This window comes from Methylorubrum rhodinum (assembly GCF_014199935.1).
In the GTDB taxonomy this organism is placed as follows: domain Bacteria; phylum Pseudomonadota; class Alphaproteobacteria; order Rhizobiales; family Beijerinckiaceae; genus Methylobacterium; species Methylobacterium rhodinum.
On sequence record NZ_JACHOP010000024.1, the window covers coordinates 14,229 to 40,054 of the forward strand.

The following is a 25,826-nucleotide window of genomic DNA, read 5'->3' on the forward strand; positions in this document are numbered from 1 at the left end:
CCCCCGATGCGCCCCATCCTTCGACGCCCCCTCGCGGTGGCTCTCCTCGCCGTGACCGTTCTGCCCGGCGCCGTTCTGGCTCAGAGCGTGGCCAACCCCAACGACCAGCCCACCGCCGGCACCCTGCCCGCGGATACGAGCACCCTCCCCCGCCAGAATTCCGCGGCCGACCGCTCGACCGGCGACGTGCGCGCCCCGAGCGCGATCCGCCCCTCGACCTCGGTCATGCCCGACGGCAGCGCCACCCGCACCAACCCCCTCGACCATCTCTCCGCCCGCTACCGCTCGACCCGCGAGAATTGACGGGCCGACGTCCCGGACGGCCTCTCGACGAGCCCCGAGCACCGTTGCGGATCGCGTCGCGCGCATCGTGTCCTGGGGCGCGAAGCCTCGAAGGAGCCATCGTGATCAGGTTCGGGCCGTTTTCGGCGCCCGAGCCTGGTCGTTCGGCGGCATGGCGTTGAGGCTGTCCAGCGCTTTCGCGTGGTGGCGACGAGCGCCGCCTCGGCGAGCCTTCCCTGCTTCTTGAGCCGGGTGTGGAACGCCTTGAGGACGGGGTGGTGCTGCACCCCGCTCGTGATGGCCCGGAACACCCGGAGGGCGTCGGGCAGGCGACAGCCCTCCTCCGGAACCGACGGCTGGCTCGGGGCGGCGCCTGCGAGAAGCGCTCATCCCATCGACGAAGGCCACCGGCCTCCGTCGCCTGCCGGGATGGATTCCCGTTATCTCAGGTCGCTGATCAGAGACGATAGCGGATCTGGTCGGTCCAGAAACGCTCCAGGCGGGTCAGCGCCTGGTTGAGGCGGCCGAAATCGTCCTCGGAGATGCCGCCGATCGGCTGGATCGTGCGGGAATGCTTGTCGTAGAGGCCCTGGATCACGTCGTGGATCTCGCGGCCCTTGGTGGTGAGGCTGATGCGCACCGAGCGGCGGTCGGTCTTGGAGCGGGCGTGGTGGAGGAAGCCCGCCTCGACCAGCTTCTTGACGTTGTAGGAGACGTTCGAGCCGAGATAGTAGCCCTTGGAGCGCAGCTCGCTGGCGGTCAGCTCCTTGTCGCCGATGTTGTAGAGCAGCAGCGCCTGGACGCTGTTGACGTCCTCGCGGCCGCGGCGGTCGAACTCGTCCTTGATCACGTCGAGCAGGCGGCGGTGCAGGCGCTCCACGAGGTGCAGGGCCTCGAGGTAGGAGCCGGCGGCGCCGAGGTCGGGGACGGCGGTCTCGGCGGGCTTGCGGGCGGTGTTGGCGGCCTTCGTGCTCATCGGTTCAAGCCTCTCTGTCGGATCGTGCCGGCTGCGTCGTCCGGCATCGCTTATGGACTTGAACCTAGGTGCCTCGAATGAAAGCCGATTTAAGCGACAGGATGAACTTCCGATTTACTTCTGTCGGTAAATGCAAAATGAAGCGGTCGTTTTTACCGCTCGTTCAGCCAACATCGCGTGCGGCGAGCCAGGATAACACGAAGTAAATCGCGACGATGCTTGCCTGCACTGCGATGATCGGCGTCGACATCGGCAGGAGCTGCGGCGTGAGCGCGGCCAGCGTCAGCGCCGAGGTGGCGGCGAGCAGCCAGACCACCCCGCCCCAGGCGCTCGTCAGCCACAGGCCGACCGCGGCCACGAAGTCGATCACCGCGAAATAGACGATCGCGGCCTGCCGCCCGGGGGACAGGTCGGCGAACGGCGTCGCGCCCGGCCACAGGTCGAGGATCTGCGCCCAGGTGGCGAGGCCCTTGGCGACCCAGGCGAGCGCGGTGATCCGCATGAACCAGACCAGCACCACGTCCCAGCGGGTCTGCTGGCGCGGCGCCGCCTCCTCGATGCGATCGACCGGCCCGGAGCCCGCGCTCGGGCGCCCGCGCCCGTCCCGCGTCGTGCCGACCTTGGCGAGCGCCCTCATGGCCGCGGCCCCTCGCTGCCGTCGAAGCGGGGCGTCGCGCCGTCCTCGCCGGCGAAGGCGGCCTCGATCGCCGCGGTATCGACCGCCTCCAGCGTCGGCGGGTTCCAGGCGGGCCGGTTGTCCTTGTCGACGATGACGGCGCGCACGCCCTCGTAGAAGTCGGGGCCGCGCATCACCTGCCCGCACAGCCGGTACTCGACCCGCATGGCTTGCGCGAAGCTCAAGGATAGCCCCCGCTGCATCTGCGTCAGCGCGATGGCGAGGCTGGTGGGCGAGCGGGTGCGGAGCGTCGCCGCCGTCTTTTCCGCGAAGGTGGAACCGTCCCGCGCCGCCATGTCGAGGCGATCGAGGATGTCGGCGACGGTGTCGGCGCAGAAGCACGCGTCGATGGTCGTGTGCTCGCTCGTCAGCGGGCCGGTCTCCGGCGTCGGCGCCGCGAAGCGGCTCAGCGTGTCGGCGATGTCGTCGCCCCGCGCCAGCCCGTCGAGCACCGCCTCAAAATCCGCCGCCCGGACCGAATGGGTCGCGAGCCCGACGTGAAGCGCGTCGCCCGCCCCGATCCGGTTGCCGGTGAGCGCGAGATAGGCGCCCGTGCGGCCGGGCAGGCGCGGCAGGGCGTAGGTCGCGCCGACATCGGGGAAGAAGCCGATGCCGGTCTCGGGCATGGCGAAGCTGTAAGTCTCAGCGGCGACCCGCACGTCACCGTGCAGCGAGATGCCGACGCCGCCGCCCATGACGATGCCCTCGATCAGCGCGACGTAGGGCTTCGGGTAGGTTTTTACGTACGCGTCGAGCAGATACTCGGCCTGCCAGAACGCCATCACCTCGGTAAGCCGCCCGGTCTGACCGAGCGCGTGGATGCGGCGGATGTCGCCGCCCGCGCAGAAGGCGCGCCCGCCCGATCCCCGCACCGCGACGCGGGTGACCGCCGGCTCGTCCGCCCAGGCGCGGAGTTGCCGGTGCATCGCCTCGACCATCGGCAGGGTGAGGGCGTTGAGCGCCTTCGGCCGCGCCAGGGTGACGATCCCCGCCGCCCCGCGCCGCTCGAACGTGATCTCGGGCTCCGCCGCGTCCGCCATGCCGATCTTTCTCACCCCGCCCGCTCGGTTTCGACCATCCCGCCCAACCCCTGATCCCAGCCAGCCCCCTCATCCTGAGGTGCTGCGAAGCAGCCTCGAAGGAGGGCTCCAGCCTGCCGCCCGATCCCTGGAGCCCTCCTTCGCGGCCTCCGCTTCGCTGCGGCCCCTCAGGATGAGGGGGAGGGTGGGATCGCGTGCGCGCTCCGTCGATGAGGCGATCGGGTCCGTTTGACGCGTTCTTAGACGAAGTCCGGGTGAAGGCGTCAATCGGCGAGACCCGCGAGCACCAAGGGCCTCCCCCGTCCTGCGGCGATGACGGCTTTCGGGGGCGATTCGGGATGTGCTAGGCCCCTCCCCGCTCACCCGAAGGTTTCGGAGCCTCCCATGTCGAACGAACCGCGCCCGCTCGCCGTCGAGACCGCGCGGGAGGCCGCGCCCGGCGCCGGGCCCGCGGGGGCCTTGAGCCTCACCCAGCGCCCGCGCCGCAACCGCAAGGCCGAATGGTCGCGTCGCCTCGTGCGCGAGCATACGCTGACCGTCGACGACCTGATCTGGCCGCTCTTCGTGATCGAGGGCACGGGCCGGCGCGAGCCGATCGCCTCCATGCCGGGCGTCGAGCGCCTCAGCGTCGACGAGGCGGTGCGCGCGGCCGAAGCCGCGGCCCGGCTCGGCATCCCGGCGATCTCGTTCTTCCCCTACACCGAGCCGGGCTTGCGCGACGCGACCGGCTCCGAGGCCCTCAATCGCGAAAACCTCGTCTGCCGGGCGGTGCGGGCGGTGAAGCGGGCGGTGCCCGAGATCGGCGTGATGACCGACGTGGCGCTGGACCCGTACACCAGCCACGGCCATGACGGGCTGATCGAGGACGGCGCCATCCTCAACGACGAGACGGTCGCGGTGCTGGTCGAGCAGAGCCTGATCCAGGCCGAGGCCGGCACCGACATCATCGCGCCTTCCGACATGATGGACGGGCGCGTCGGCGCGATCCGCACCGGGCTCGACCGCGCAGGTTTTCGCGACGTGCAGATCATGGCCTATGCGGCCAAGTACGCATCCGCCTTCTACGGGCCGTTCCGCGACGCCATCGGCACCAAGGCGGCGCTGGTCGGCGACAAGCGCACCTACCAGATGGACCCCGGCAACGCGGCCGAGGCGCTGCGCGAGGTCGCCCTCGACGTGGCCGAGGGCGCCGATTCCGTGATGGTGAAGCCGGGGCTCCCCTATCTCGACATCATCACCCGGGTGAAGACCGAGTTCGGCGTGCCGACCTTCGCCTATCAGGTGTCGGGCGAGTACGCGATGATCGAGGCCGCCGCCCGCAACGGCTGGCTCGACGGCGACCGCGCCATGACCGAGAGCCTGCTCGCCTTCAAGCGCGCGGGCGCCGACGGGGTGCTGACCTACTACGCCCCGCGCGTCGCCGAGCGTCTGCGCGCGGGCCTCTGACGGGGCGCCTCCCCTTGAGCCCCGCCGCCCGGCGGGCGCTTCTCGCCCTCGGCCTCGCGCTGGGCTGGCTCGCCGCGGGCCTCGGCTGCGACACCGCCACGGATCGGCAGCGCGAGGCCCTGTGCCGCCGCGCCCTGCCCGCGCTCGCGCCCGAGGGCACGACCGCGCGGCTGCTGCGGGTCGGCCCCGGCTCGGGGCCCCGCAGCGTGCGGGTCGATTACCGGCTGGCCGACGCCGACGGCGTCCTGCTGAAGGGCGAGGAGGCCCGCCTGCGCTTCCTCGCCTGCGCCTTCGGCCCCGGCACCGAGATGACGGCGCTGACCACCGAGCGCGGGCCGGTCAACGGCGCCTCGCTCTACCTGCTGCGGCGCTACTACCTGGAGACGCCGGACGCCGAGGCGGCCGACCCGGGCAAATCCTCCGACGGCGCGGCGAAACGCTGACGGCGGGGCTCACTTCTGGGGCTCCCTTGCAGCGCCGGCCGCGGCCCCCACCTCATGGGTATGTTTCTCCATCACTGCGGAGCCCCGGCATGACGAACCCCACTTTCGACCCCCGGCCGGGCTACACCGACCCTGCCGGCTATCCGCCCTACGGCGGCGTGCCGGTGCCCTATATCCGGGCGAGCCTCGGCGGGCGGGCGGTCGCCTACCTGCTCGACCTGCTGTTCATCCTCGTCTTCACGGCGATCCTCGGAACGGCGATCTTCTTCGTCGGCATCGTCACCTTCGGCCTCGGCTGGACGCTGTTTCCGATCCTCGGCGTCAGCGGCATCCTCTACAGCGCGATCACCGTGGGCGGCTCCAAGCAGAGCACCATCGGCATGCGGATGATGGGCCTGCGTGTGGTCGCCCCCGAGAGCGGGCGCCCGGTCGACATGCTGACGGCGGCCGTCCACGCGCTGCTGTTCTACGTGGCGATCTCGACCTTCCTGCTGTGGTGCCTCGACATCCTGTTCGGCCTCGTGCGCGCCGACCGGCGGCTCGGCCACGACGTGCTGCTCGGGCTCGCGGTGGTGCGGGTCTGACGCGCGCCTGCGAGGCCGCTCACCGCGCGTCGATCATCTCCTTGATGCGCGCGGCGAGCGTCTCCATCACGAACGGCTTGGTGATGACCGCCATGCCGGGCTCCAGATGGCCGTTGCCGACGACGGCGTTCTCGGCGTAGCCGGTGATGAACAGCACCCGCAGGCCCGGCCGCAGGACACGGCCGGCATCGGCCACCTGCCGCCCGTTCATGCCGCCGGGCAGCCCGACATCGGTGACCAGCAGGTCGATCCGCACGTCCGATTGCAGCACCTTGAGGCCCGCCGGCCCGTCCGCCGCCTCGACGGCGGTGTAGCCGAGATCCTGCAGCACCTCGGTGACGAGCATGCGCACCGTCGGCTCGTCGTCGACGATCAGCACGGTCTCCCCCTGCTCGGCGCGCGGCGCGGCGGTCAGCTCCGGCAGGCGCTCGTCCTCGGCGGCGCCGTAGTGGCGCGGTAGGTAGAGGCACATCGTCGTGCCCTGGCCGACCTCCGAATAGATCCGCACCTGCCCGCCCGACTGGCGCACGAAGCCGTAGATCATCGAGAGGCCGAGGCCCGTGCCCTGGCCGAGCGGCTTCGTGGTGAAGAACGGGTCGAAGGCCTTGGCGATCACATCCGGGCTCATGCCGGTGCCGGTGTCCGTGACGCACAGCGAGAGGTACTGCCCCGGCTCCAGGTCGCGCTCGCGGGCGGCGTGGGCGTCGAGCCACTTGTTGGCGGTCTCGATGGTGATGCGCCCGTTGCCCGGTATGGCGTCGCGGGCGTTGATGCAGAGGTTCAGCAACGCGTTCTCGAGCTGGCCCGGATCGATCAAGGTCGCCCAGAGCCCGCCCGCCGTCACCACCTCCAGGGTGATCGAGGGGCCGATGGTGCGCCGGATCAGTTCCTCCATGCCGGCGACCAGCCGGTTCACGTCGGTCGGCTTCGGGTCGAGCGTCTGGCGGCGGGAGAAGGCGAGCAGCCGGTGGGTCAGGGCGGCGGCGCGCTTGGCGGCGCCCTGTGCGGCGTTGACGTAGCGGTCGATCTCGCCGAGCCGCCCCTGCGCGAGGCGCGTCTGCAACAGTTCGAGCGAGCCGGTGATGCCGGTGAGCAGGTTGTTGAAGTCGTGTGCCAGCCCGCCGGTGAGTTGGCCCACCGCCTCCATCTTCTGCGATTGGCGCAGCGCCTCTTCCGTCCGCATCAGCTCGGCGGTGCGCTCGGCGACCTGCTGTTCGAGGCTGGCGTTGAAGGCCTCCAGCTGCGCCTTGGCGCGCAGCTCCGCCTCGATGTTGCGCGCCTCGATCACGGTGCCGACGGCCTTGCCGCGCTCGTCGCGGATCGGGCTCGCCGTGAAGGCGACGGGATAGAACGAGCCGTCGCGGTGGACGAAGATCTCCTGGCCCTGCTCCTGGTTGTTCTCCGGGAAGGCCTGGTCGATCGGGCATTCGTGCAGCGGGTAGGGGCTGCCGTCGGGCCGGGTGTGGTGGACGACGTCGTGCAGGGGCCGGCCTTGCGTCTCCTCCAGGGCGTAGCCGGTCAGCCGCTCGGCGGCGCGGTTCATGTAGGCGCAGTGCTGCTGCTCATCCATCATGAAGACGGCCTGGGTCGCGTTGTCGAGCACGGCGTCGAGCCGGCGCGTGGTCTCCACGAGGCGCGCCTCGGTGCGCTTGCGCTCGGTGATGTCGACCGCCGTGCCGAGCACGCGCACGCAGCGCCCCTGCGGGTCGAACACGCCGCGCCCCTTGGCGGCGACCCAGCGGATCAGCCCGTCTTCCCGGCCGATCGTGCGGTACTCGACGTCGTAGAGGGCGCGCCGGACCGGGTCGGTCGCGGCGGCGAAGGCGGCGCCGGCCGCCGCGCGGTCCTCCGGGTGGAGCCCGGCATGGAAGTCGGCCATCGAGACCGGCACGTCGGGGGAGATGCCGAACATTGCCTTGACCCGCGCCGGCCAGAACAGGGAATCGGCGATCGGATCGACATCCCACAGGCCGACCTCGGCGTTTTCGGTGGCGAGCCGCACCCGCTCCTCGCCCTCGGCGAGCGCGATCTCGGCGGCGCGGCGCTCGTGGATGTCGACGACCGAGCCGACATAGCCGAGATAGGTCCCGTCGGCGGCGAAGCGCGGGCTCGCCGAGTCGATCGCCCAGCGGTAGCCGCCATCGGCGTGGCGCAGGCGGTATTCGAGCCGAAAACCCTCGTGCCGGGCGTTGGCCGCCAGAAAGGTCTCGCCGGACCAGCCGCGGTCGTCGGGATGGACCGCGTCGAGCCAGCCGAAGCCGAGCGCTTGTGCCTCGACCTGCCCGGTGAACTCGTACCAGCGCCGGTTGAGGTAGAGGCAGGCGCCCGCGGCGTCCGTCACCCACATCATGACGGGCGCATCGTCCGCCATGGTGCGGAAGCGCGCCTCGCTCTCGGCCAGCGCCGCGTTGCCCTGGACCCGCTCGGTGACGTCGGAGCCCTCGACGAACACGCCGGTGACGGCACCGGTCGCGTCCCGCATCGGCTGGTAGACGAAATCGAGGTAGCGCTGCTCCGGCTGGCCGCCGGGCGCGCGCAGGATGGTGAGCGGCGCAGTGTGCGCGCTGTAGCCCTGCCCGCTGCGAAACACTTCGTCGAGAAGCTCGAAAAATCCCTGGCCCTCGATCTCCGGCAGGGCCTCGCGCACCGACTTCCCCACCACGTCGCGGTGGGCGACGAGCTGGCGATAGGCCGGGTTGGCGAATTCGAACACGTGGCCGGGCCCGGACAGCACCGCGACGAAGCTCGGCGACTGCTCGAACAGCCGGTGCAGCCGCTCGCGCTCGGCCGCCATCTGCCGGCCGGACTTCACCGCGGAGGTGGTCTCGGCGCAGGCGCAGAACATGCCGGCGACCCGCCCGTCTTCGTCCCGCACGGGGGTGTAGCCGAAGGAGAAATGCGTCTCCTCCGGATAGCCGTTGCGGTGCATGACGAAGGCGATGTCGTCCATATGGGTCGCCTCGCCGGCATAGGCGCGCGACAGGATCGGCTCCACCTGATCCCAGATGTCGTGCCACAGCGCGTCGAAGGCGCGCCCCATCGCGTAGGGATGACGGGCGCCGCACATCGCGGCGTAGCCGTCGTTGTAGAGGGTGGTGTGGGCCTCGCCCCAGACGATCAGCATCGGCTGGTGCGAGGCCAGCATCACGCCCACCAGCGTCTTGAGCGGGGCGGGCCAGCTCTCGGAAGGCCCGAGCGGGGTCGCGGCCCAGTCGAGCCCACGCATCAGCGCCCCGGACGCGCCGCCGCCCGCGAGGAAGGCGGGGGCCTCACCCACGGCGAGGGACCCGGCGGTGGGGCGCCGGGGCGGCGCTGGCGAGCGAGGGGACGGCGGGGAAAGCGGACAACGGGACGGGTTTGCCTGGGGCGGGGGCTGGCGGGGACGAGCTTGACGGCGCGCTCGGGGTCTTCAACGCACGAGGAGGGCCGCCGTGCCCTGCTCCGCGCGCATGTTTTGCTGCCCCTCGCCCCTGCCTCGCCGATCGGGTTGCACGGGGGAAGGGACCGGCGCGGTTCGGCTTGCGCGCCGCCGCCGGAGCGCCCAGCATCGGCCCGCCTTCGCCCGGAGCCCCGCTTGGACCCGCTGCCCCCGTTCTACGACGACCTCGCCGCCTTCCGCGCGGAGGCGTGGCGGCGGCTGGCCGAGGGGGCGGTGACGGGCCGCAGCCCGTTCCACCTGCCGGCGCTCGCCACCGTCGACGAAGCGGGGCGCCCGCGGCTGCGCACGGTGGTGCTGCGCGACGCCGACGGCGAGACCGGCACCCTGCGCTTCCACTGCGACGCCCGCTCGGACAAGGCCCGCGCGATCGCCGCCGGCTCGGGGGTGGCGCTCCACATCTACGATGCGGGGGCCAAGCTGCAGGTGCGGATCGAGGGCAGCGCGCGGCTGCATCGGGACGACGCGGTGGCGCAGGCCGCCTGGGCCGGCGCGCGGGCGATGAGCCGGGTCTGCTACGGCATCGACCCGGCCCCCGGCACGCCGCTTACGGAGGGCGGCGCCTACGCCCTGCCGGACGAGGACCCGCAGGCCCGGATCGGCCGCGAGAACTTCTGCGCGGTGGTGGTGCGGGCCGAGCGCCTCGACCTGCTCTACCTCGACCGCCGCGGGCACCGCCGGGCGGTTTTTTCGCAGGAGGGGGAGGGATGGCGAGGGGCGTGGGTGGCGCCTTAACCCACGCCCCGCATCCGCGCGAACCCGGCCTCCAGATCGGCCTTCAGATCCGCCATGTCCTCCAGGCCGATATGGAAGCGCAGGCACGGCCCGCCCGGCTGCCAGCGCGTCGCCGTGCGGTAGAGGGTCGGGTCGAAGGGGATGACGAGACTCTCGAAGCCGCCCCAGGAGAAGCCCATCCCGAACAGCTCCAGCCCGTCGAGGAAAGCGGCGAGCGCCTCTTCCGGGACGGGTTTGAGGATCACGCCGAACAGGCCCGAGGCGCCGGAAAAATCGCGCTTCCAGAGGGCGTGGCCGGGATCGTCCGGCAGGCCCGGATGGAGTACCCGCAGCACCTCGGGCCGACCTTGAAACCACTGGGCCATGTCGAGCCCGCGCGCGCCGTGCTCGCGCAGGCGCAGGCCCATGGTCCGCAACCCTCTGAGTCCCAAGAAGATGTCTTCGGGGCCGGGGCAGTTGGCGAAGTGCTCGTAGGTGCGCTTGAGTGCCGGATAATGCTTGGCGTTGGCCGAGACGAGACCGAGCAGCAGATCCGAGCCGCCGCTGAGATACTTGGTGCCGGCCTCCACCGCGAGATCGACGCCGCGCTCGTGCGGCGGGAACAGAAGCGGCGTCGCCCAGGTGTTGTCCATCACCACCGTGCCGCCGCGGGCGTGCATGGCGTCCGCGATGGCCGGCACGTCCTGCATCTCGAAGGTCTGCGAGCCCGGCGCCTCGACCAGCACGGCCCGCGTGTCGTCGCGCATCAGCGCCGCGATGCCGGCGCCGACCAGGGGATCGTAATACTCGACCTCGACGCCGTAGCGCTTGAGCACGCCGTCGCAGAAGATGCGGGTCGGGCGGTAGGCGGAATCGGTCACGAGCAGGTGGTCGCCCGCGCTGACGCAGGACATCAGTGCCAGCGTCAGGGCCGAGAGGCCCGACGGCGCCAGCACCGTGCCGGCCGCGCCCGCGACGTCGGTCCAGGCTTCGCACAGGGCGTCCATCGTCGGCGTGCCCGACGTGCCGTAATTGTAGCGGCCGCGGCGGTGCTTGATGTCATCGTAGGTCGGATAGAGGACCGTCGATCCGCGATAGATCGGCGTGTTGACGAAGCCGTGCTGCTCGGACGGATCGCGCCCGGCGAGCACGAGGCGGGTGTCGGCCCCGAAGCGGGCGCGGTCTTGGGGCGGGGACTTGGTCATGGGCCTCGGGGCGGGCGAGAGAGCGGGGTTGATGCCCTTTCAGCCTTGCCCGGTGGGGAGCGTCAAGCGCGTCACCAGCGGATCGAGTCCAGGTTGTCACTCATCGCCCGCACCATGCCGTCGTAGGTGAAGAACCGCACCGTCACGCCGTTGAGCGCCAGACGCGATCGCCGGAAATCGAACCGGCGCTCCTCGATGCTGCCCGGCGCCGGATCGCGTCCGCAGATCACGATGTAGCTGTCATCGACGACCTTCCCGCCGAAGGCATTGGTGAAGGCGGTGTCGTGGGGATGGTCATGCTTGGCCCAGCCCCAATCGACGACCTGCCCGAAGCCGTGCTCGATCTGACGCGACCAGTGGCGGTAGTGCCGGGTGCCGCCGCTGAACAGGCTCGTCGCCTCGCCCCCCTCGAACTCGATCAGGACGAAGCTGCGGGCGCCGTTGTTGCCGATGGCGAGGTCGGCCCGGAACAGGCCCTTCACGCCGAATTCGAACTGGATCAGGTTCGGCGTCGGCACGAAGCCGTAGGCCAGGAGGCAGGCCATGTGCGGGCGGGCGCGGATTTCCGCCAGAACCGCCCGCTCCTTGAACGAGACGTGGGCGGCCAGCCAGTCCTTGAACGTGGCCAGTTCGCGCTCCGCCCGTCGCGGATCGAAGGCAATCCGCCCGAGCGGCAAGCGTCAGAGGCCGGCGCGGTCGACGACGCTGAGGATGCGGGCGCGCCCGTCCTCGGATCGAGTCCAGAGGACGCGCTTGGTCCGCCCGATCCGGGTCAGCACCCGGTCGTCGGCGACGTGGCGGTGCAGTTCGGGGTGGGCCGCCGGATTGCCGAGCCGGTCAGCCACCTCGGCCTTCTCGCTGTCGCTGAGTCGGTCGTAACCGGGCTCGGCCTGATAGCTCACATCGATCGATTGCGTGTCCATCGCGAACGTCCGGATCGAGACGGCACAACCGTAGCACGCCTCCGCCGGAAAGCGGAGGCCGCTCCGTGCCCTGGAGGACTCAGCCCTTCTCCCCCTCCGGGTCGTCGGTCGCGGCCTCCTCGTAGGCCTGGAGCCAGGCGGCCCGGTCCTGCGAGCCTTCCGGGTAGGGGCAGGAATCCGCGCTCTGGCCGTAGAGCCGGGCGTTGCGCCCTTGGATGAAGGGGCTGTCGCTGGCTGTCGCCTGCTCGTTCATGGCGGAGGCTCCGAAATGTCCTGAAAGGGGCCGGCGTGGCGCCCGCCCCAGGCTTCGGTTCGTTAACGGGGGCGGCGCTAGGGTGTTTCCGTTCCCTGCGTTGTGTCTTCGGGAAGTGTCTCCAGTGAGTCTGTCGCGCGTCATCGCCTTCGGGACGATCACCGGCCTCGGCAGCCTGAGCGTCGTCTTCGTCGCCGCCGACCGCCTCGCCCATCCGGCCATCGCCGCCACGGCGCCGCCGGTGATGGCGCGGGCCGTCCCCGCCCTGCCGGAGCCCGCCACCACCGGCACCGTCACCCAGGGGCCGGCGGTCGAGCCGCCCAAGGCGCGGGCGATGACCGGCTTCGACACCGAGCGCCTCAACGCCCTGATGCGCGGCGAAACCCTGGTCAGCGCCAAGAAGCGCTGATTCTGTTGCTTGGGCCTCAAGCGCCGGCGGCTGCGTCCGCGGCCTTAGGCTGCTCGCTCCGCTAGACGCCTCGGCTGGCGCCGAGGCCGCTGCGCGCGGCGCTCTTCGCGCCGGGCGATACGGAGCTGCCGCGCGACCACGCTGACCAGCGGGTTCGATCAGGCTACAAGCGGCGCCCGCCACCGCCGGGACGTCACCGTTGGGCCTCCTCTACGCGCTCGCCGCCTATCTGAGCTGGGGCCTCGTCGTCCCGGTGCATTTCCGGCTGCTCGCCGGCATCCCCGCCGAGACGATCCTGGCCCAGCGCATCGCGTGGTCGGCGCTGTTCGTCACCGCATTGATCGCGCTGCTGCGCCGACGGCTGGCCAATCCGTTCCCGCTCAAGCCCCGCCACGCCCTGCTCGTCGTCTCGGCCGGGCTGATCGCCTTCAACTGGCTGCTCTACCTGCGTGCGGTCGAGACCGGGCACATGCTCGATGCGAGCCTGGGCTACTACATCAACCCGTTGGTCTCGGTGGCGCTCGGCGCCCTCGTCTTCGGCGAACGCTTGCGCCCGCTCCAGGCGGTGGCAGTCGGGATCGCGGTGCTCGGGGTCGTCATCGCGGTCGTGATGGCCGGGCGCCTGCCGCTGCTCTCGCTCGGGCTCGCGGTCAGCTTCGCGCTCTACGGGCTGACCCGGAAGATCGTCGGCGTCGACGGCACGGTCGGCTTCTGCGCCGAGACCTTTTTGCTGCTGCCCGCGGCTTTGGGTTACCTGCTGCTCGCGGCCCCGCCGGTGCCGAGCGATGCGCGCACGTGGTCGCTGCTCGCGCTCACCGGCGTGACCACCGCCCTGCCGCTGATCTGGTTCGCGGCGGCGGCCACCCGCCTGACGCTCGCGACGCTCGGGCTGATGCAGTACCTCGCCCCCACCTGCCTCATGCTGCTCAGCACGCTGGCCTACGGCGAGACCCTGAGCGAGGATCGGATCGTGCTGTTCGCCCTGATCTGGATCGCGCTGGTGCTCTACGCCACCGACGCGCTTCGGCAGAACCGCCAAAGGCGCATGCGATGACCCGGCTCAACCGCATCACCGACATTTCGGGAATCCGCGTCGGCCACGCCGAGGACGAGCGGGTGGCGAGCGGCGTCACCGCCTTGGTCTTCGATTCCCCCTTCGTCACCGCGGTCGATGTCCGCGGCGGCGGGCCCGGCACGCGGGAGACCGACCTGCTCGACCCCGCCGCGACCGTGCCCGCCGTCGACGGGCTGGTGCTGTCGGGCGGCTCGGCCTTCGGGCTCGATGCCGCGGCGGGTGCCGTGGCGTGGCTCGCCGGGCAGGGCCGGGGCTTTCCGGTCGGCGACGTGCGGGTGCCGATCGTGCCGGGCGCGATCCTGTTCGATCTCCTCAACGGCGGCGACAAGCACTGGGGCCGCTTCCCGCCCTATCGCGACCTTGGTTACGCGGCGGCGGAGAGTGCCCGCGACGGCGCCTTCGCGCTGGGCTCGGTCGGGGCGGGCTACGGGGCGCGCACCGCCAACCTCAAGGGCGGCCTCGGCTCGGCCTCTTCCGAAGTGGTCGGCCTCGACGGCGTGCAGGTCGGCGCCTTGGTCGCCGTCAACGCCTTCGGCCGGGTGACGATGGGGCGGGGGCCGCATTTCTGGGCCGCGCCGTTCGAGCGGGACGGCGAATTCGGCGGCCTCGGGCTACCTGCCCCGCTGCCGCCGGACCTCCTGACATGGCCGCGGGAGACCCCGCCGGGGGCGAGCACGACGCTCGCGGTCGTTGCCACCGATGCGGCGCTCACCAAGGCGCAGGCCAAGCGCCTCGCCATGGCCGCCCATGACGGGTTGGCCCGCGCCATCCACCCGGTCCACACCCCGCTCGACGGCGACATGGTGTTCGCGGTCTCGACCGGACGCCGACCGGTCGCCGACATGGCCCGCCTTGCGTCGGCCGCCGCCGACACCCTGGCCCGCGCCGTGGCGATCGGCGTCTACGAAGCAACGCGCCTGCCGAGCCTCGACCTCCCGGCTTGGCGCGAGCTGTAGTCCGGGATCCCAAAGGACGTGTCCTTTGGCGGGGCACCGGGGCAGAGCCCCGGTTTCCTTCCAAACCAGGGCTCTGCCCTGGACCCGCGAAAGGACTTGTCCTTTCGAAACCTGGACTTGGGCGTGGGCCCTATAGGTTCGTGTAGTTCGGGCCGCCCGGCCCTTCCGGCGTGACCCAGTTGATGTTCTGGTTCGGGTCCTTGATATCGCACGTCTTGCAGTGGACGCAGTTCTGCGCGTTGATCTGGAAGCGCACGCCGTCGCTCGCCGCCTTGTCCTCGACCCACTCGTAGACGCCGGCCGGGCAGTAGCGGCCGGAAGGCCCGCCGTAGACGTCGTGCTCGGACGTCTTCTGCAACTCCATGTCCTTCACCTTGAGATGGACCGGCTGGTCCTCCTCGTGGTTGGTGTTCGACAGGTAGACCGAGGAGAGACGATCGAAAGTCAGCTTGCCGTCGGGCTTCGGGTAGACGATCGGCGTCACCTCCGAGAGCGGCTTGAGACAGGCATGGTCCGGCTTGCCGTGGCCGAGCGTGCCGAACAGCGACGCGTCGGCGATGGTGTTGGTCCACATGTCGAGACCGCCGAGGCCCACGCCGACCAGCGTGCCGTACTTCGACCAAAGCGGCTTGACGTTGCGCACCGGCTTCAGGTCGCGCCCGATCGGGCTGTCGCGCCAGCCCTCCTCGTAGGCCGTCAGCTCGTCGCCCTGGCGCCCCTGCGCCAGCGCATCGAAGATGGCGTCGGCCGCCTGAATCCCCGACAGGATCGCGTTGTGCGAGCCCTTGATGCGCGGCACGTTCACGAAGCCCGCCGAGTCGCCCACCAGACAGCCGCCGGGAAAGACGAGCTTGGGCACCGATTGCCAGCCGCCCTCCATGATGGCCCGCGCGCCGTAGCCGATGCGCTTGGCCCCCTCAAAGGTCTCGGCGATCATCGGATGGGTCTTGAAGCGCTGGAACTCCTCGAACGGCGACAGGGTCGGGTTCTCGTAGTTCAGGTGCGTGACGAAGCCGACCGAGAGCAGGTGGTCGTCGAAGTGGTAGAGCCACGAGCCGCCGCCGGCCTTGTTCGGCAGCGGCCAGCCCATGGTGTGCTGGACGAGACCCGGCTGGAATTTTTCCGGAGAGAGCTGCCAGAGTTCCTTGACCCCCAGTCCGTACTTCTGGTGGTCGCTGTTCCGGTTCAGCCCGAACTTGTCGATGAGCGTCTTGGTGAGCGAGCCGCGGGCACCTTCGCCGAACACCGTGTACTTGGCGCGCAATTCCATGCCGCGGGTGAAGTCGTCGCGGGCCTCGCCCGAGCGGGCGATGCCGAGGTCGCCCGTGGCCACGCCCTGGACCGTGCCGCGGTCGTCAGTGAGCACCTCGGACGCCGGGAAGCCCGGATAGATCTCGACGCCGAGTTCTTCCGCCTTGGCGCCGAGCCACTTCACGGTGTTCGACAGCGAGCCGACGAAGTTGCCGTGGTTCGACAGCAGCTTGGGAAAGAACACGTTCGGCAGCGTCAGGCCGCTGTTCTTGGTGAGGAACAGGAACTCGTCGCGTTCCACCGCGGTCTTGAGCGGGCGGTCGGGATCGTCGCGCCATTCGGGCAGCAGCGTGTCGAGGCCGATGGGATCGACCACCGCGCCGGAGAGGATGTGCGCGCCGACCTCGCCGCCCTTCTCGACGACGACGACGGAGACCTCCTCGCCCTTCTCCGCCGAGAGCTGCTTGAGGCGGATCGCGGCGGCGAGCCCCGCGGGCCCGGCGCCCACGATCACCACGTCGAAATCCATGCCTTCGCGTTCGGGCAGCGCCATCCTGTCTCCTCCTGCGGTGTGCCGGGGCGCCGACGCGCTCTTACGGCCCGCTCCAACGGTCTAGATTTCTCTCAATCGATTCCAAGGTAGGAAGGCAAGGCCGTCCGGGTAGCGGCAGCTCTGCGCGATGATGAAGCATCGCCATAAAGCAGGCCCGACGGCGCTCGCGGAGAGCCAAGACCAAAGGTCGCGCGCATCTTCCTGAATACGATATACATGGAGCGCTCCTGCGGCGTTCCGCGAGCCCCGCTGCCGTTGCCCCTGGGGCGGCGGCGCGCCACATGGGACGGATGAATCCGAGCCACCCGGAGCCCGATTCCAGGGCCGACCTGATCTCCTATCTCGACTTCCACGTCGAGGCGGGCGTCGACGCGGCCCTGGACGAGGCGCCGCACGACCGCTTCGGCGAGGCCGAGGCCACTCCGCAGCGGGAGCCGGCCCCGCGCCGCGCCGCGGCGCCCGCGCCCGCACGGGACGAGGCGCCGGGGGACGACCGCTTCCGGCGCGAGCTGCCGAGCCGTGAGGCCCCGCCCAAGGAACCGCCGCGCACCTACGGCAACGCCGCCTCCGCCAAGCCCAATGAGGCCGCCGACGACGCGCGGGCGCGGGCCGCGCAGATGCAGAGCCTGGACGAGTTGGAGGCGCTGCTGCGCGGCTTCGAGGGCTGCGGCCTGCGCTTCACCGCCAAGAACCTCGTCTTCGCCGACGGCAATCCGGGGGCGCGGGTGATGTTCGTCGGCGAGGCGCCCGGCGCCGACGAGGACCGGATCGGCAAGCCGTTCATGGGCCGCTCGGGCCAGCTCCTCGACCGGATGATGGCGGCGATCGGCCTCGACCGGACGAGGGCCTACATCACCAACGTCGTGCCCTGGCGCCCGCCGGGCAACCGCAATCCGACCCCGCAGGAGATCTCGATCTGCCGGCCGTTCATCGAGCGGCAGATCGAACTCGCCAACCCCGAACTCCTCGTCTGCCTCGGCGCCCCGGCGACGCAGACGCTCACCGGCACCAAGGACGGCATCCTCAAGGCACGCGGGCGGTTCTACCCCTACACCTTGCGCGACGGGCGCGAGATCCGGGCGCTCGCCACCCTCCACCCGGCCTACCTGCTGCGCCAGCCGGTGCAGAAGCGCCTCGCGTGGCGCGACTTCCGCATGCTCAAGGCAGCCCTCGACGCGGGCCGGTAGAGCCGGTTAAGCGGAACCGTCCCGTCCGCGGATTCATTCTACAGGGCAGCCGCGCCCGCGGGCGAAGAGGGTTAGGGGAGCGCCATGCGCTGGGATGACTTTCGCGCCTCCGACAACGTCGAGGACCGGCGCGGCGAGGGCGGCGGAGGCGGCGGCTTCGGCTTCCCCGGCGGCGGCGCGGGGGGGCTCGGCATCGGCGCCATCGTCATCGTGCTGCTGATCTCCTGGGTCACCGGCATCAACCCGGCGATCCTGATGGGCGGCGCCGAGCAGATCACCGGCGGCGGGCGCCAGCGCGAGGAGCGCGTCGATCCCGAGACGCAGGCCAAGCGCCGTCAGGCGCCGACCGACCAGACCGGCCAGTTCGCGGCCAAGATCCTCGGCAACACCGAGGACGTCTGGAAGGAGATTTTGCCGAACCAGACCGGGCGGCAATACACGCCCACCACGATGGTGCTCTACCAGGGCGGCACCCGTTCTGGCTGCGGCCAGGCCCAGGCCGCGATGGGGCCGTTCTACTGCCCGCTCGACAAGAAGGTCTATCTCGACACGAGCTTCTTCAAGGAGATGCAGCAGAAGTTCGGCGTGAAGGGCGACTTCGCCTACGCCTACGTCATCGCCCATGAGGTCGGCCACCACGTGCAGGACGTGCTCGGCATCCTCGGCAAGGTCGACAGCCGCAAGCAGTCGGCGGGCAGCGAGCGCGAGGCCAACCAACTCTCCGTGCGCGTCGAGCTGATGGCCGATTGCCTCGCGGGCGTCTGGGCCAAGAACTCCAACGACCGCTGGAACTCCCTCGACCAGGGCGACATCCAGGAGGCCCTGAACGCGGCGAGCGCCATCGGCGACGACAAGCTGCAGGAGAAGGCGCAGGGCTACGCCGTGCCCGACAGCTTCACCCACGGCTCCTCCGAGCAGCGGATGCGCTGGTTCATGACCGGCTACAAGAGCGGACAGACCAAGTCCTGCGACACGTTCCGGGCGGCGCGGAACTGAGTTTTTTCGGATTCTCGGAGGAGGGATACCCCTGAGCATCGGCCTCCTGCGGCAAGCCACGGGACTCCGTGAACAGAGCTTGGGCCGGAGCGCAGCTCGACGCCCAGGCTCGGGGTATACCGCGATGACGGTGAAGTGGGCGAGATGCGCTCCGAAGATCGACGGCCGGCCGCGACGTTGGCAAGACTGACGGATGCCCACATTCCACCCATGGGTCCCTGGGCATGAAAGCTGTCCTGCCGTGGCTGGTACGGGCGCTCGCCATCGTCGGGCTCTGCGGGTTGTCGCTCGTCGGCGTCTTCTTCGTCCTGTCGCGTGGCTGGCCCGTCATACCGGATGAAAGCCATTTCGGGCCGCCCATCGTTTCACCTGCGGGAACGCACAAGGCGATCGTGATCTCGCACGAGGGAGACGGTTGGCTCTCACGGTATTGCTACAGAAGTGTCGTCGTTCTCGCAGCCGACGTCTCACCGGAGCAAGATCGATCGGGTGATGCCGTCGTCTTCGAGGGTCCTTGCGACAACTTCTCGCCATCCGGTGCCCGGGTGGAGGCGTCACCGAGGGTCGAGTGGATGTCGTCAGACGGGCTCCTGATCAGCTTTTCCATCCAGACGACGGTCATGCGCGCCAGCACCGTCAAGCTCCGCAAGCAGGACGAGAGTGGTTCGATCCGCGTCAGGTTCGAAGTGCGTGATTGACCGATAGGAAGGGCATCGGGTCACGACCGCTCCCGATCGAACGCCTGAGGCCTTCTGCGCCGTGCGCAGGATGCCGAACAGGTGGGTCGCGCTCGGATCGCCGTCGGGGCCGAGCCTGCGCATCACGCCGTTCGAAGCCGATCGTGGCGTCGATGGAATCGTGCAGGACCGCCTTGCCGGTCTCGATCTCGCCCGCCAGGAACCGATCGACCGCCTCGGCGAGCAGCGCGTCGCAGAATGCGGGGTCGCGCTGCGCCCGCGCCGTCACGGTCTCCTTGGGGCTGCGGGTCAGGGTCATCTCACCCGCGCTGGTTCGGCGATGTCCCGCGAACAGCCCTACTCCACCCGCATCCACCCCTGCGGCATCAGCCGTTCCTGCGGCCGGAACTTGGCCTTGTAGTCCATCTTGCGGGAGCCATCGACCCAGTAGCCGAGATAGAGATACGGCAGGCCGAGCGCGCGGGCGCGGCGGATGTGGTCGAGGATCATGTAGGTGCCCAGCGACCGGTCGGCGGCCTGGGGATCGTAGAACGAGTAGACCATCGACAGGCCGTCGGCGAGCACGTCGGTGAGGCAGACGGCGACCGGCGCGCCGATGCCGCGGCCGTGGATCGCGCTGTCGGGGCCGCGCTCGCGGTAGACCACGAGATGGGTGTCGACGTGGCTGTCCTCGATCATCATGGCGTAGTCGAGCACGGTCATGTCGACCATGCCGCCGTCGCCGTGGCGGGCGTCGAGGTAGCGGCGGAACAGGGCGTATTGCTCCGAGGCCGGGCGGTTGGGCTCGGGCGTGCCGATCAGCCCGGCGTTGCGCTGCATCACCCGGCGCTGGCTGCCGGTGATGGCGAAATCCGCCACCACCACCCGCACCGAGACGCAGGCCCGGCAGGTCTCGCAGGCCGGGCGGTAGGCGATTGTCTGCGAGCGGCGGAAGCCGCCCTGGGTCAGGATCTCGTTGAGGTCGCGGGCGCGGCGCCCGACGAGGTGGGTGAACACCTTCCGCTCCTCCTGGCCCGGCAGGTAGGGGCAGGGGGACGGGGCCGTGAGGTAGAATTGCGGGGTGTCGCGGGGGTGGCTGGTCACGCTGGAAAGGCTCGCCCTCGGGGCCGGCGGCGCGGGCGACCGCACCGCCGAGGTCCAGTGTAGCGGGATCGCGGCGGCGCTCAACCGGGATGATGCGCCGGGACCGGCCAATCCGCACATCCTGCAAGGATGCCGCAGGCGCAGGGAGCCCCCCTCCCCTCGCCGCTCCGCCGCTGCGCCCGCGCCGAAACCCCGGCGCGGCGCGCGTCGGGTGGGGCCGCCCATGGCCCGGAAGGGGTGACGCGGGATGCCGGGAAACCCCGGCAGACCAAGCGCTTGTGTCTTCAAAAGATCCGGTTTCCCGGCATCCCGCGGACGGGTGTCGCTTTCGCGTCCCGAGCCGATTTTTCGTCGCGGTGGTACGACGGGGCTCGACCCTGCGGAGGGGCGTTTCCGGGTCGGTGGTGACCCCCGGGTTGCCCACTCCCCCTTGTCATGGACGGACCGCCTCGTAGTGGACGCCGCCGCAGATCACGCCTCCGAACCCAGACCGAGGTCACGAAGCGGGCATTTCCTCCCGAACCGCGCACCCTGGCACGTCTTGCGCGCCCCGCTCCGAGTCCGGCGTGTCGCCGAGCCCGACGCCCGGAGCGAGGAGACCGAATCCCCACCGCAGGCACCGCCCCCACCCCCCGACTTGAACGCCCCGGTCGGTCACCGGAGCGCTCCCCCGTGCGGGTGGTGGGTGCTGGGAGAGTTGGCACATTATAGGAATTTTGTCAAGAATCTTTCGCAAGATTATGATTTCGAAGCAGCACACCGAATGACCAGTAACTTGGCAATGCGCAGTTTTGCCGTTTGAAGATTTGGCTGTCTGTTTCAAGCTTTGTAGTAGCGTTGCTTTGTATGTAGTAAATTTGGCTCAACACTTCGTAAATTTTGTTTAACTTAAAGTATAATTTTTCTCACACTGAGCCGTGTGCCGCTTCGTAAATCACGGAACGCATTGCTGATTTTTCGCGCTCGAAGTTGCTCATGATTATACGAAATGTTTTATAATCGTGCTTTTGATCGTCGCTCATTCCATCAAAATTAAATTTCCAGTTTTGACTTTTGTATAAGTCTGGATTTATGCCAAATATCTGGCTTTTGGCGCCACCATAATATCCAGCGTGGCGACAGTTTAGATTGATGCGTGATTTCAATCTATCAAACTCAGAAGCCCAATCTTGCCATTGACCATAAATTTCTGACTTGCTTAAAGGGTCTGTAAGGCGCTCTGCAATTCTATCAATTTCTTCTACGCCCGCATCAAAATATTTCAGATCATCTTTTGCTCTCAAAATATACATTATATCTTTCTTGAGTTTTACATGATCTTCATTTAGGGTCACCACATCGGAGCGAAGCACTGATATGTTGACATTTAATTCCTTGTGAGTTTTGATTAAATCATCATGAGTTGCCTTTATTTTATTGCTTAACATAGTAATTTTTTCAGTGATGTTATGATTCAAGCTTTCTGATGTCGTCGCCGCAGATATCAAATCCGACGTGTTGTATCCAAGAGATTTTGCTATTAGTAGCATGTGAGTTTCTATACGACTTATGTCGTGGTCAAGCTGATTCATCTTTTCTAGTGCTAAGTAGTCAATGTTATGTTGTAGATTTTTGAAATTCTCTGCCGCTTGAATGTATGTGTCGCTATTTTGGTGATTAGTAGAAGAATTTATTAATATAGGATTGGTATATTTAAAAGGTCTAATAGCCCTGTAAGCGAATGCAGCAGCGCTGGAAGCTAGTGCGACGAGGCATATAGTTCCGATGCTTACAAAGACGACCGCCCCCCAACCATGCTGCATCACTAAATCGATTGATGAGGCTGCCCATGTGAGGAAAGCGCCTCCCCCAATGAGAGGAACAGCAACCGTAACTAGCGATGTCCAGTCGGCGATGTTGCCAACGGTTGGCGATCGAAAGAGGCGACGAAGAAACATTTTCGTAGAATAACATGCCAGCCTTGCCCGATGGTAGTCGGGTGCAATGCGTTGCGACGGTTTGGTGCGCCTTATCGACTGAAACTAAACACCCAAGGGAAATTTCGAAGATCGCGAAGTTAAGCCTAAAGTAGCTGGGGCGAATCTCCGACGCTATTGTACCCGCCCACTCGACCCCGCTGCCATCCGCACCCCCCGCCCCGCCAACAAAATCTCCCCCAAGAACGCCAGAATCGCCCCGATCGTACACCCCAGCGCCAACCCAAAACACACGAACAGCACCGACGCCGCCGAGCCCTCGCGCAGCGCCCCCACGAACAGGGTCAGCACCGCGATGCCGGTCAGCACGCCGCCGAGGCTCGCCAGGATCACGGCGAGGTCGAGGAGGAGCGAGCGGCGGCGGAGATGGGCGAGGCGGCGGGTGAGGGCGGCGGCCTCGTCGGGGCCGGCGCCGATCAGGTCGGCGCGGAGCTTGTCCACCTTGTCGGCCACGCGGCCGAGGCGGGTCGAGAACACGTTGAGGAGGGTCGCCAGCGCCGAGAGCAGGAAGGCGGGGGCGAGCGCCACCTGGATGATGTGGGCGATGGTGTCGGGGTTGCCCGCCTCGGGCGGGAGCGGGAACACGGCCCTCAGGCCTTCACGCCCATCTTGGCGGCTTTGGCACGGCGTCGTTCGCGAAAGATCAGGACGAGGTTGCGCACGTAGATCACCGTCGAGAGGCCCTGGCCGATGATGATGACGGGCTCGCGCCGGACGAAGCCGTAGACCAGGGTCATGATCCCGCCGACGATCGACAGGAACCAGAACGAGAGCGGCATCACACTCTTGCCCGCCCGCTCGCTCGCCCACCATTGCAGGATGAAGCGCGAGCCGAACACGAGCTGCGCGCCGACGCCGAACACCAGCCAGAAATCGAAGCGGGTGACGAACACGTCGTAGAAATAGGCCGGGAGATCCTCGGCGAGCTGGATCAGCATGGACTCGAGCCTTCGCGCTCTTCCTCTGAGGCCGGCGGCGCCGGGCGCCGCCGCCGGATCAGCCACCACACGCCGGCCATGTCGAGGAGCCCGACCCAGAGCCGGTCGAACATCCCGTACTTCGAGCGGCCGGTGAAGCGCGGCCGGTCGATCACGTCGCGGTGGACGACGGCAAACCCCTCGCGGGTGACCAGCGCGGGCATGAAGCGGTGCAGCGCATCGAAATACGGCAGGCCGAGATAGACCTCGCGGCGAAACACCTTGAGGCCGCAGCCGGTGTCGCGGGTGGCGTCCTTCAGGATTTTTCCGCGCACGCCGTTGGCGACCTTGGACTGGAACCGCTTCCAGCGCCCTTTCCGCCCGACGCGCTGGCCCTGGGCGAGGCCGACGCGCGCGCCGCCCTCGACGAGGGCGCCGTACAGCGCCGGGATGAAGGCCGGATCGTTCTGGCCGTCGCCGTCCAGCGTCGCGATCACGGGCGCGCGGGCGCGCAGCACGCCGCTGCGCACCGCCGCGCTCTGGCCGCCGCTGCGATCGTGCCGGACGATCCGCAGCCACGGGTGGGTCTGCCGCGCCAGCACCAGGGCGGCCTGCGTCCCGTCGGTCGAGCCGTCGTCGACGTAGAGAACCTCGAACGGGCTCAAGGGCTCGCAGGCGCGGCCGATCTCGGCGACCAGCGCGGCGATGTTGCCGGCCTCGTTCTTGACCGGCACGACGACCGAGAGGCGCAAGGGGGTCTGGGTGTCGCTCATGGGGTCGCGCCCGGCAGCACGGCCCAGGCCGAGACCCCGACCGGCTTGCCGCCGTTGATGTTGAAGCCGGTGACGCGCCCGACCGGATTTTTTCGGACATCGCCGGTCGCGGCGAAGTCGTCGGCGAAGCGGTCCTCGACCAGGACGAGGCGGCAGCCGCCGGCCCGAAGGAAATCGCGCGCCTCGGCGCCGGAGTTCAGCATGGCGAGATCGGTGCCCAGCGTGAAGACGAGGCTCGGCTCGCGCAGGCCCAAGGACGCCGTGCGGGCGCCCGCGCAGGGCAGGGCATCGCGGAGCGCGGCGAGCCGCGGGGCGAGCTTGAGGCTCTGCAGCACCGGCTGGGTCAGGCCAAACACCGCGGGCGAGACGATCAGCGAGGCGAGGATCGCCAGCACCAGCGCCCCCTCCCCCGCGCCGCGGCGGAAGGCGGCGAGCGCCGCTGCTGCGAGTGCGCAGGCGGCGAGGAGGAACGGCAGGGCGGCCAGCGGCAGCACGCCGTCGAGGCGCCACGCGGCGAGGCTCAGGCCCACGGTCAGCCCCACCGGGATCAGCACGACGAGGCCGGCGACCCACGCGGCCCCCGGCCGGCGCGGATCGAGGGCGCCGCGATACAAAGCGAGCACGGTCAGGATCGCCACCGCCGGCATCAAGGGCAGGACGTAGTGCGGGAGCTTCGTCGGCAAGGCCTCGAAGATCAGCCATGCCGGCACGATCCAGGCCAGCAGCAGTGCGACCGCGTCCTCGCCGCGCTGCCGCCACGCGAAGGGGACGGCGAGGAAGGCGAAGGCGGCGCCGGGCCAGAAGGTGGCGAAGAAGGCGAGCGCGTAGGCGCCGGGCGGGCCCCAATGCTTCTCGGCCGCGCCGCCGACCTTGCCGAGCATGTCACGTCCCACCGCCTCGCCGAAGAAGGCGCCGCCGCTCTTCCAGGCGATGGCCGCGAACCACGGCGCCACGACGAGGAGCACCAGCGCGAGGCCGAGCCGCGGGCGCAGGTCGGTGAGCCAGCGGGCCGAGCCCTCGCGCAGCGACAGCACGAGCGCCGCGAGGCCGGCGAAGAACGGCACCATCGGCCCCTTGATCAGGATGCCGAGGGCGACGGCGAGCCAGAAGATCGCAACGGTCCCGAGGCCCGGCGGCCCGCGCCGCCGCTCCAGCGTCGCGCGGCCGAGCCACGCGCGGGCGAGCGCGCCGAAGCTCGCGGTGGCGCAGGCCGCGAGCAGCGCGTCGGTCTTGGCGAGCCGCGCCTCGGCCGAGAGCATCAGGCAGGCGGAAAACAGCGCGGCGGCGAGCAGCGCTCCGCGCCGCGGTAGGAAGGCGAGCGCGGCCCAGTAGGTCAGCAGGATCGCCGCCAGCGCCCCGATCAGCGAGGGGATGCGGTAGAGGCCGATGGCGGTGCGGGCGTCCGGCACGCCGAGCGCCTCGGCCGCCGCGACGGTGGCGGCCTGGGCCCAGTAGAGGCCGACCGGCTTCTTGTGGCGCGCCTCCGCCTGGAAGCGGATGTCGACGAGATCGCCCGTCTCCAGCATCTGCTTGGACGCTTGCGCGAAGCGCGGCTCGTCCCGGTCCATCGGCTGGAGCGAACCGATCCCGGGCAGGAAGCAGACGAGGCCGAGGACGAGAAGCAGCGCGCAGGCGCGTCTGTCGCTCGCAGCACCCGCGGCGAGCAGGCCGTCCGCCGTCCGCAGCAGGCGCGCGAGCGGGCCGGAGGCGAAGGCCGCCGTCATGAACGGGCGGCGCCCGCGCCGGGATGGGGCGGCGTCCGGGGCGGGCGGGAGGGGACGGGCATCGGCGGGCTCGGGGGCGGACCTTCGTCGCGGCCGACGGATGGCCCCGGCCCGGCCGGGCGCCGTGTCGGTGATCCCGCCGGGATTGTCAAATGCCTCGCGGGCCCCTGCCGCTCGTGCGCTCGCGCACACGAGGGTCGAACCCAGGGCAAGGCAAACATGCGCCGGGCGGGTAGCCGGATCGGGAGGA

27 protein-coding genes are annotated in these 25,826 nt (G+C 69.3%); 11 read left to right on the top strand and 16 right to left on the bottom strand.

Annotation, left to right across the window (positions count from 1 at the left end):
• Positions 1–6: 6 nt before the first annotated feature.
• On the top strand, positions 7–303 hold the full coding sequence (locus tag HNR00_RS20705) for a hypothetical protein (RefSeq protein ID WP_183572606.1): 297 nt from the start codon (positions 7–9) through the stop codon (positions 301–303).
• Between the two features lie 436 nt (positions 304–739).
• On the opposite strand, the gene ldtR is transcribed toward HNR00_RS20705, so the two are convergent.
• The 3 genes from ldtR to HNR00_RS20720 form a co-directional block, all read right to left on the bottom strand.
• Positions 740–1,258: a transcriptional regulator LdtR gene (ldtR, locus tag HNR00_RS20710; RefSeq protein WP_183572609.1), complete on the bottom strand. Its 519-nt coding sequence runs from the start codon at positions 1,256–1,258 to the stop codon at positions 740–742.
• A 163-nt stretch (positions 1,259–1,421) separates the two neighbouring features.
• Positions 1,422–1,895, bottom strand: a complete 474-nt coding sequence (locus tag HNR00_RS20715) for a DUF6163 family protein (protein ID WP_183572611.1) — start codon at positions 1,893–1,895, stop codon at positions 1,422–1,424.
• Positions 1,892–2,974: an enoyl-CoA hydratase/isomerase family protein gene (locus tag HNR00_RS20720; protein WP_183572710.1), complete on the bottom strand. Its 1,083-nt coding sequence runs from the start codon at positions 2,972–2,974 to the stop codon at positions 1,892–1,894. The genes HNR00_RS20715 and HNR00_RS20720 overlap by 4 nt, the downstream gene beginning before the upstream one ends.
• Before the next feature lie 384 nt (positions 2,975–3,358).
• Here HNR00_RS20720 and hemB point away from each other — a divergent pair, with 384 nt between their 5' ends.
• The 3 genes from hemB to HNR00_RS20735 all read left to right on the top strand — a co-directional run bounded on the left by hemB (position 3,359) and on the right by HNR00_RS20735 (position 5,447).
• Positions 3,359–4,420, top strand: coding sequence for a porphobilinogen synthase (gene hemB, locus HNR00_RS20725; protein WP_183572613.1), 1,062 nt, complete (start codon positions 3,359–3,361; stop codon positions 4,418–4,420).
• A gap of 14 nt (positions 4,421–4,434) precedes the next feature.
• Positions 4,435–4,863: a hypothetical protein gene (locus HNR00_RS20730; protein WP_183572615.1), complete on the top strand. Its 429-nt coding sequence runs from the start codon at positions 4,435–4,437 to the stop codon at positions 4,861–4,863.
• 89 nt (positions 4,864–4,952) lie between these two features.
• Positions 4,953–5,447, top strand: coding sequence for an RDD family protein (locus HNR00_RS20735; RefSeq protein WP_183572617.1), 495 nt, complete (start codon positions 4,953–4,955; stop codon positions 5,445–5,447).
• A 19-nt stretch (positions 5,448–5,466) separates the two neighbouring features.
• Here HNR00_RS20735 and HNR00_RS20740 read toward each other — a convergent pair whose 3' ends face one another.
• On the bottom strand, positions 5,467–8,673 hold the full coding sequence (locus tag HNR00_RS20740) for a PAS domain S-box protein (RefSeq protein WP_210306607.1): 3,207 nt from the start codon (positions 8,671–8,673) through the stop codon (positions 5,467–5,469).
• A gap of 348 nt (positions 8,674–9,021) precedes the next feature.
• Between HNR00_RS20740 and HNR00_RS20745 the strand changes: the two genes are divergently transcribed.
• Positions 9,022–9,618 carry a pyridoxamine 5'-phosphate oxidase family protein gene (locus HNR00_RS20745; protein WP_183572620.1) on the top strand — a complete coding sequence of 199 codons (597 nt, stop codon included), beginning with the start codon at positions 9,022–9,024 and terminating at the stop codon, positions 9,616–9,618.
• Here HNR00_RS20745 and metC read toward each other — a convergent pair.
• From metC to HNR00_RS20765, 4 genes are all read right to left on the bottom strand, one after another.
• A complete protein-coding gene (gene metC, locus HNR00_RS20750) occupies positions 9,615–10,802 on the bottom strand; it encodes a cystathionine beta-lyase (RefSeq protein ID WP_183572621.1) in 1,188 nt (395 codons plus the stop codon). The genes HNR00_RS20745 and metC overlap by 4 nt on opposite strands.
• Before the next feature lie 71 nt (positions 10,803–10,873).
• Positions 10,874–11,479, bottom strand: coding sequence for a Shedu anti-phage system protein SduA domain-containing protein (locus HNR00_RS20755; RefSeq protein ID WP_183572622.1), 606 nt, complete (start codon positions 11,477–11,479; stop codon positions 10,874–10,876).
• A gap of 3 nt (positions 11,480–11,482) precedes the next feature.
• Positions 11,483–11,725 carry a hypothetical protein gene (locus HNR00_RS20760; RefSeq protein ID WP_183572623.1) on the bottom strand — a complete coding sequence of 81 codons (243 nt, stop codon included), beginning with the start codon at positions 11,723–11,725 and terminating at the stop codon, positions 11,483–11,485.
• 79 nt (positions 11,726–11,804) lie between these two features.
• Positions 11,805–11,978: a ribosome modulation factor gene (locus tag HNR00_RS20765; RefSeq protein WP_183572624.1), complete on the bottom strand. Its 174-nt coding sequence runs from the start codon at positions 11,976–11,978 to the stop codon at positions 11,805–11,807.
• A 124-nt stretch (positions 11,979–12,102) separates the two neighbouring features.
• Here HNR00_RS20765 and HNR00_RS20770 point away from each other — a divergent pair, with 124 nt between their 5' ends.
• From HNR00_RS20770 to HNR00_RS20780, 3 genes are all read left to right on the top strand, one after another.
• Complete coding sequence (locus tag HNR00_RS20770; RefSeq protein WP_183572625.1) at positions 12,103–12,387, top strand: hypothetical protein; 285 nt, start codon at positions 12,103–12,105, stop codon at positions 12,385–12,387.
• Positions 12,388–12,586: 199 nt separating this feature from the next.
• Positions 12,587–13,441 (top strand): EamA family transporter RarD, encoded by an 855-nt coding sequence (rarD, locus tag HNR00_RS20775; RefSeq protein ID WP_183572626.1) that lies wholly within the window; start codon positions 12,587–12,589, stop codon positions 13,439–13,441.
• Positions 13,438–14,418 (top strand): P1 family peptidase, encoded by a 981-nt coding sequence (locus HNR00_RS20780; protein ID WP_183572627.1) that lies wholly within the window; start codon positions 13,438–13,440, stop codon positions 14,416–14,418. The genes rarD and HNR00_RS20780 overlap by 4 nt, the downstream gene beginning before the upstream one ends.
• Positions 14,419–14,548: 130 nt before the next feature.
• Here the strand turns inward: HNR00_RS20780 and HNR00_RS20785 are convergent, their stop codons facing one another.
• Entirely contained in the window at positions 14,549–16,222 is a 1,674-nt protein-coding gene (locus tag HNR00_RS20785; protein WP_183572629.1) for an electron transfer flavoprotein-ubiquinone oxidoreductase, read from the bottom strand.
• A 281-nt stretch (positions 16,223–16,503) separates the two neighbouring features.
• Here HNR00_RS20785 and HNR00_RS20790 point away from each other — a divergent pair, with 281 nt between their 5' ends.
• The 3 genes from HNR00_RS20790 to HNR00_RS20800 all read left to right on the top strand — a co-directional run bounded on the left by HNR00_RS20790 (position 16,504) and on the right by HNR00_RS20800 (position 19,103).
• The gene (locus tag HNR00_RS20790) at positions 16,504–17,409 is read left to right on the top strand and encodes a uracil-DNA glycosylase (protein WP_183572631.1); all 906 of its coding nucleotides are present in this window, start codon (positions 16,504–16,506) and stop codon (positions 17,407–17,409) included.
• A gap of 84 nt (positions 17,410–17,493) precedes the next feature.
• Positions 17,494–18,405 carry a KPN_02809 family neutral zinc metallopeptidase gene (gene ypfJ, locus HNR00_RS20795; protein WP_183572633.1) on the top strand — a complete coding sequence of 304 codons (912 nt, stop codon included), beginning with the start codon at positions 17,494–17,496 and terminating at the stop codon, positions 18,403–18,405.
• A gap of 224 nt (positions 18,406–18,629) precedes the next feature.
• On the top strand, positions 18,630–19,103 hold the full coding sequence (locus HNR00_RS20800) for a hypothetical protein (RefSeq protein ID WP_183572722.1): 474 nt from the start codon (positions 18,630–18,632) through the stop codon (positions 19,101–19,103).
• Here HNR00_RS20800 and HNR00_RS20805 read toward each other — a convergent pair.
• The 7 genes from HNR00_RS20805 to HNR00_RS20835 form a co-directional block, all read right to left on the bottom strand.
• Positions 19,081–19,401: a hypothetical protein gene (locus tag HNR00_RS20805; protein WP_376770401.1), complete on the bottom strand. Its 321-nt coding sequence runs from the start codon at positions 19,399–19,401 to the stop codon at positions 19,081–19,083. The two genes, HNR00_RS20800 and HNR00_RS20805, sit on opposite strands and share 23 nt — an antisense overlap.
• A gap of 38 nt (positions 19,402–19,439) precedes the next feature.
• Positions 19,440–20,186 carry an arginyltransferase gene (locus HNR00_RS20810; protein WP_183572635.1) on the bottom strand — a complete coding sequence of 249 codons (747 nt, stop codon included), beginning with the start codon at positions 20,184–20,186 and terminating at the stop codon, positions 19,440–19,442.
• 905 nt (positions 20,187–21,091) lie between these two features.
• Positions 21,092–22,123, bottom strand: a complete 1,032-nt coding sequence (locus tag HNR00_RS20815; RefSeq protein ID WP_183572637.1) for a hypothetical protein — start codon at positions 22,121–22,123, stop codon at positions 21,092–21,094.
• A 153-nt stretch (positions 22,124–22,276) separates the two neighbouring features.
• Complete coding sequence (locus tag HNR00_RS20820) at positions 22,277–22,747, bottom strand: DUF2721 domain-containing protein (RefSeq protein ID WP_183572639.1); 471 nt, start codon at positions 22,745–22,747, stop codon at positions 22,277–22,279.
• 5 nt (positions 22,748–22,752) lie between these two features.
• The gene (locus HNR00_RS20825) at positions 22,753–23,100 is read right to left on the bottom strand and encodes a lipid-A-disaccharide synthase N-terminal domain-containing protein (RefSeq protein WP_183572641.1); all 348 of its coding nucleotides are present in this window, start codon (positions 23,098–23,100) and stop codon (positions 22,753–22,755) included.
• Positions 23,094–23,852 (bottom strand): glycosyltransferase family 2 protein, encoded by a 759-nt coding sequence (locus HNR00_RS20830; RefSeq protein ID WP_183572643.1) that lies wholly within the window; start codon positions 23,850–23,852, stop codon positions 23,094–23,096. The genes HNR00_RS20825 and HNR00_RS20830 overlap by 7 nt, the downstream gene beginning before the upstream one ends.
• A complete protein-coding gene (locus HNR00_RS20835; RefSeq protein ID WP_183572645.1) occupies positions 23,849–25,576 on the bottom strand; it encodes an ArnT family glycosyltransferase in 1,728 nt (575 codons plus the stop codon). The genes HNR00_RS20830 and HNR00_RS20835 overlap by 4 nt, the downstream gene beginning before the upstream one ends.
• Positions 25,577–25,826: the final 250 nt, after the last annotated feature.

Coding starts and splice junctions, on each gene's coding strand:
- HNR00_RS20800 (WP_183572722.1), top strand. CDS start 18,630: ATGAAAGCTGTCCTGCCGTGGCTGGTACGGGCGCTCGCCATCGTCGGG.
- HNR00_RS20705 (WP_183572606.1), top strand. CDS start 7: ATGCGCCCCATCCTTCGACGCCCCCTCGCGGTGGCTCTCCTCGCCGTG.
- HNR00_RS20835 (WP_183572645.1), bottom strand. CDS start 25,576: ATGACGGCGGCCTTCGCCTCCGGCCCGCTCGCGCGCCTGCTGCGGACG.
- HNR00_RS20715 (WP_183572611.1), bottom strand. CDS start 1,895: ATGAGGGCGCTCGCCAAGGTCGGCACGACGCGGGACGGGCGCGGGCGC.
- HNR00_RS20780 (WP_183572627.1), top strand. CDS start 13,438: ATGACCCGGCTCAACCGCATCACCGACATTTCGGGAATCCGCGTCGGC.
- HNR00_RS20760 (WP_183572623.1), bottom strand. CDS start 11,725: ATGGACACGCAATCGATCGATGTGAGCTATCAGGCCGAGCCCGGTTAC.
- HNR00_RS20825 (WP_183572641.1), bottom strand. CDS start 23,100: ATGCTGATCCAGCTCGCCGAGGATCTCCCGGCCTATTTCTACGACGTG.
- HNR00_RS20765 (WP_183572624.1), bottom strand. CDS start 11,978: ATGAACGAGCAGGCGACAGCCAGCGACAGCCCCTTCATCCAAGGGCGC.
- HNR00_RS20720 (WP_183572710.1), bottom strand. CDS start 2,974: ATGGCGGACGCGGCGGAGCCCGAGATCACGTTCGAGCGGCGCGGGGCG.
- HNR00_RS20815 (WP_183572637.1), bottom strand. CDS start 22,123: ATGTTTCTTCGTCGCCTCTTTCGATCGCCAACCGTTGGCAACATCGCC.
- metC (WP_183572621.1), bottom strand. CDS start 10,802: ATGACCAAGTCCCCGCCCCAAGACCGCGCCCGCTTCGGGGCCGACACC.
- HNR00_RS20785 (WP_183572629.1), bottom strand. CDS start 16,222: ATGGCGCTGCCCGAACGCGAAGGCATGGATTTCGACGTGGTGATCGTG.
- HNR00_RS20735 (WP_183572617.1), top strand. CDS start 4,953: ATGACGAACCCCACTTTCGACCCCCGGCCGGGCTACACCGACCCTGCC.
- HNR00_RS20830 (WP_183572643.1), bottom strand. CDS start 23,852: ATGAGCGACACCCAGACCCCCTTGCGCCTCTCGGTCGTCGTGCCGGTC.
- ldtR (WP_183572609.1), bottom strand. CDS start 1,258: ATGAGCACGAAGGCCGCCAACACCGCCCGCAAGCCCGCCGAGACCGCC.
- ypfJ (WP_183572633.1), top strand. CDS start 17,494: ATGCGCTGGGATGACTTTCGCGCCTCCGACAACGTCGAGGACCGGCGC.
- HNR00_RS20790 (WP_183572631.1), top strand. CDS start 16,504: ATGGGACGGATGAATCCGAGCCACCCGGAGCCCGATTCCAGGGCCGAC.
- HNR00_RS20740 (WP_210306607.1), bottom strand. CDS start 8,673: ATGCGTGGGCTCGACTGGGCCGCGACCCCGCTCGGGCCTTCCGAGAGC.
- HNR00_RS20805 (WP_376770401.1), bottom strand. CDS start 19,401: ATGACCCTGACCCGCAGCCCCAAGGAGACCGTGACGGCGCGGGCGCAG.
- hemB (WP_183572613.1), top strand. CDS start 3,359: ATGTCGAACGAACCGCGCCCGCTCGCCGTCGAGACCGCGCGGGAGGCC.